The sequence below is a fragment of the Mesorhizobium sp. M4A.F.Ca.ET.020.02.1.1 genome, assembly GCF_004022645.1.
Taxonomy (GTDB): Bacteria; Pseudomonadota; Alphaproteobacteria; order Rhizobiales; family Rhizobiaceae; genus Mesorhizobium.
In genome coordinates, this window is the sequence record NZ_RZOI01000814.1 from 1 (window position 1) to 2,519 (window position 2,519).

At 63.2% G+C, this 2,519-nt stretch carries 4 protein-coding genes and 1 pseudogene; 2 read left to right on the top strand and 3 right to left on the bottom strand.

The annotated features are described in order from the left end of the window. On the top strand, positions 1–346 hold a 346-nt coding region (locus tag EN742_RS31510; RefSeq protein ID WP_128333701.1), incomplete at its 5' end, for an Hsp20 family protein. Between the two features lie 64 nt (positions 347–410). After that, the gene (locus tag EN742_RS31515) at positions 411–668 is read left to right on the top strand and encodes a DUF1150 family protein (protein WP_124995408.1); all 258 of its coding nucleotides are present in this window, start codon (positions 411–413) and stop codon (positions 666–668) included. 70 nt (positions 669–738) lie between these two features. On the opposite strand, the gene ptsN is transcribed toward EN742_RS31515, so the two are convergent. From ptsN to EN742_RS31530, 3 genes and pseudogenes are all read right to left on the bottom strand, one after another. Further along, positions 739–1,203 (bottom strand): PTS IIA-like nitrogen regulatory protein PtsN, encoded by a 465-nt coding sequence (gene ptsN, locus EN742_RS31520; RefSeq protein ID WP_006200387.1) that lies wholly within the window; start codon positions 1,201–1,203, stop codon positions 739–741. Between the two features lie 61 nt (positions 1,204–1,264). Continuing rightward, positions 1,265–1,849, bottom strand: a complete 585-nt coding sequence (gene raiA / locus EN742_RS31525) for a ribosome-associated translation inhibitor RaiA (protein WP_126058303.1) — start codon at positions 1,847–1,849, stop codon at positions 1,265–1,267. A gap of 290 nt (positions 1,850–2,139) precedes the next feature. Next, positions 2,140–2,519 (bottom strand): annotated as a pseudogene (locus tag EN742_RS31530) (RNA polymerase sigma-54 factor); the annotation flags it as partial.

The window sequence follows — 2,519 nt, forward strand, 5'->3', positions numbered from 1 at the left end:
GTCCGGTGACAGCTATCCTCCTTACAACATCGAGCGCCTCAGCGGTGCCGACGGCATGGCCGAAAGGCTGCGCATCACGCTCGCCGTCGCCGGCTTCGCCGAAAGCGACCTCGATGTCACGACGGAGGAGAACCAGTTGATCGTGCGCGGCCGTCAGACCGACGACACCGAGCGCGAATTCCTTCACCGCGGCATCGCCGCGCGCCAGTTCCAGCGCTGCTTCGTGCTGGCCGATGGCATGCGGGTGATCGCGGCGGAGCTGAAGAACGGCCTGCTGTCGATTGATCTCGACCGGCCGGAGGTCGAGCGGCTGGTACGGAAAATAAACATATCGGTGAAAGACTGATCTTTACCGATGGCTCTCATGCGGGGCGGCCTTGGACGGCGTCCTCGCGCCAAGGAGGCTTGAAATGACCAGAACCGACGAAACCTTGACCATGACCAGTGGCGAATTCGCCCATCTCGGCGAAGGCTCGGTCGCCTATCTCAGGAAAGTCTCGAGCGACGATCTGCGCGGCCGCTTCCCCGGCCTCGGGGAAATCGCGCCCGGCCTGGAACTGTGGGCGCTGTTTGCCGCCAATGGCCAGCCGATCCTGCTTTCGGACGCCCGCGACCGGGCGCTGGCGGGCGCGCTGGAGAACGACCTGACCACTGTCGCCATTCACTGAGCGACCGCTGGCCGTCCGAAATGGCAAGGGCCGCCCAAGGCGGCCCTCTGAAACCTTCAATCCGAAAACTTCAGGCCGCGTGCGAGGCCTGCGTGTCCGACAGCAGTGCGTGGATCGCCACCGCGTCGCGCGTGCCCCTGATCTTGGCCACGGTGTCGGCGTCGCGCAGCACGCGCGCGATGCGCGACAGCGCCTTGAGGTGGTCTGCACCCGCCCCCTCGGGCGCCAGCAGCAGAAACACCAGATCAACCGGCTGGTCATCCAGCGCCTCGAAATCGACCGGCGTCTCCAGCCGGGCGAAGACGCCGGCAATGCGCTTCACCCCGGCGAGCTTGCCATGCGGTATGGCAATGCCGTTGCCGACGCCGGTGGAGCCAAGCCGCTCGCGCTGCAGGATGGTGTCGAACACTTCCCGCTCCGGAATGCCCGAAATCGCTGCCGCCCTCTCGGACAGCAATTGCAGCAGTTGTTTCTTGGAGTTCGCCTTCAACGCCGGCATGATCGCCGGAACGTTGATCAGATCGCTAAGATCCATGCTTGAAAAATCCCTTGTTCGCCCGCCGCAGCCAGTCCTCGCCCCCTCGCGCGGCTGGCTGCTATCCCTGTGCGACTTTGGTCGTGGACGGGTCGATCCAGCCGATGTTCCCATCCGGCCGGCGGTAGACGATGTTGAGATGCTCGTTCCCGGCGTTGCGGAACACGAAGACCGGGCTGTCCTTGGTGTCGAGCTCGATGACCGCGGACGCCACCGACATGGTGCGCAGCGTCATCGTCGATTCGGCAACAACCGCCGGAGCGAAATTCTCCGGCATCTCCTCGTCGTCGTCGGCAAGCGGGGCCATCACCGTATAGGCGATGTCGGTCGGCTCGCCATTGCCGTTGCCGGAATTGTGCGATTTCAGACGGCGCTTGTAGCGCCGAAGGCGGGTTTCGAGGCGATCAGCCGCCGCCTCGAAGGCAAGCGTGGGATCCTGTGCGTCGCCCGTCGCCTGCAATGAGGCGCCGGAATCGAGCCGGATCATGCAGTCGGCCGAAAAGCGCGACCCCGATTTGATGACCGTGACATGCCCTGAAAAACCGCGATCGAAATATTTTCCGATCGCTTCGCCGACACGGTCGTTGATGCGCGTACGGAACGCATCGCCGATATCCATGTGTTTTCCCGAAATGCGCAGTTTCATCTGAAAACTGACCTTCCTTGCTCAGGCTTCAAACTGTCCCGAGTTTATACTCGTGGTCCGCGCGCACAAGCTTTGCGGCGGCGCTCGCGCCGATTTTAAATCCGAACTTTCCGGTTGATCACAAGTTGCCTTCTTGGCCGTCGCGAAGCCTTCGCCGTGACGGTCCCATCCGCTGCGGGCATCAGACCCGCCTCATGCGGGCGGGCTTCTAGACACTTCATTGCAGCTTGTCAATGAAGCTTGAAAACTGTGGAAATCCGGCCACGCCGCGGCCGTTTTCAGAGCTGCGGTCAGCGCCCGGCGCTGGCGAGCGCGCGTTTTTCACGCCGCCGCTGCACGGAGGAGGGAATGTTCATGCCCTCCCGGTACTTGGCGACGGTGCGCCGGGCGATGTCCACGCCACTTTCCTTGAGCATATCGACGATGGCGTCGTCGGAGAGCACGTGGACGGGCTTTTCCTCGTCGATCAACTGCTTGATGCGGTCGCGCACCGCTTCAGAGGAATGCGCGTCGCCACCGCCCGCCGAAGCGATCGAGGCAGTGAAGAAATAGCGCAGTTCGAAGACGCCGCGCGGCGTCAGCATGTATTTGTTCGCCGTGACCCGGCTCACAGTCGATTCGTGCATGCCGATGGCATCGGCCACCGTGCGCAGATTGAGCGGCTTGAGGT

What these genes read in the sequence shown, in the direction of transcription:
- EN742_RS31515 (WP_124995408.1), top strand. Translation starts at nt 411, where the DNA reads ATGACCAGAACCGACGAAACCTTGACCATGACCAGTGGCGAATTCGCC.
- raiA (WP_126058303.1), bottom strand. Translation starts at nt 1,849, where the DNA reads ATGAAACTGCGCATTTCGGGAAAACACATGGATATCGGCGATGCGTTC.
- ptsN (WP_006200387.1), bottom strand. Translation starts at nt 1,203, where the DNA reads ATGGATCTTAGCGATCTGATCAACGTTCCGGCGATCATGCCGGCGTTG.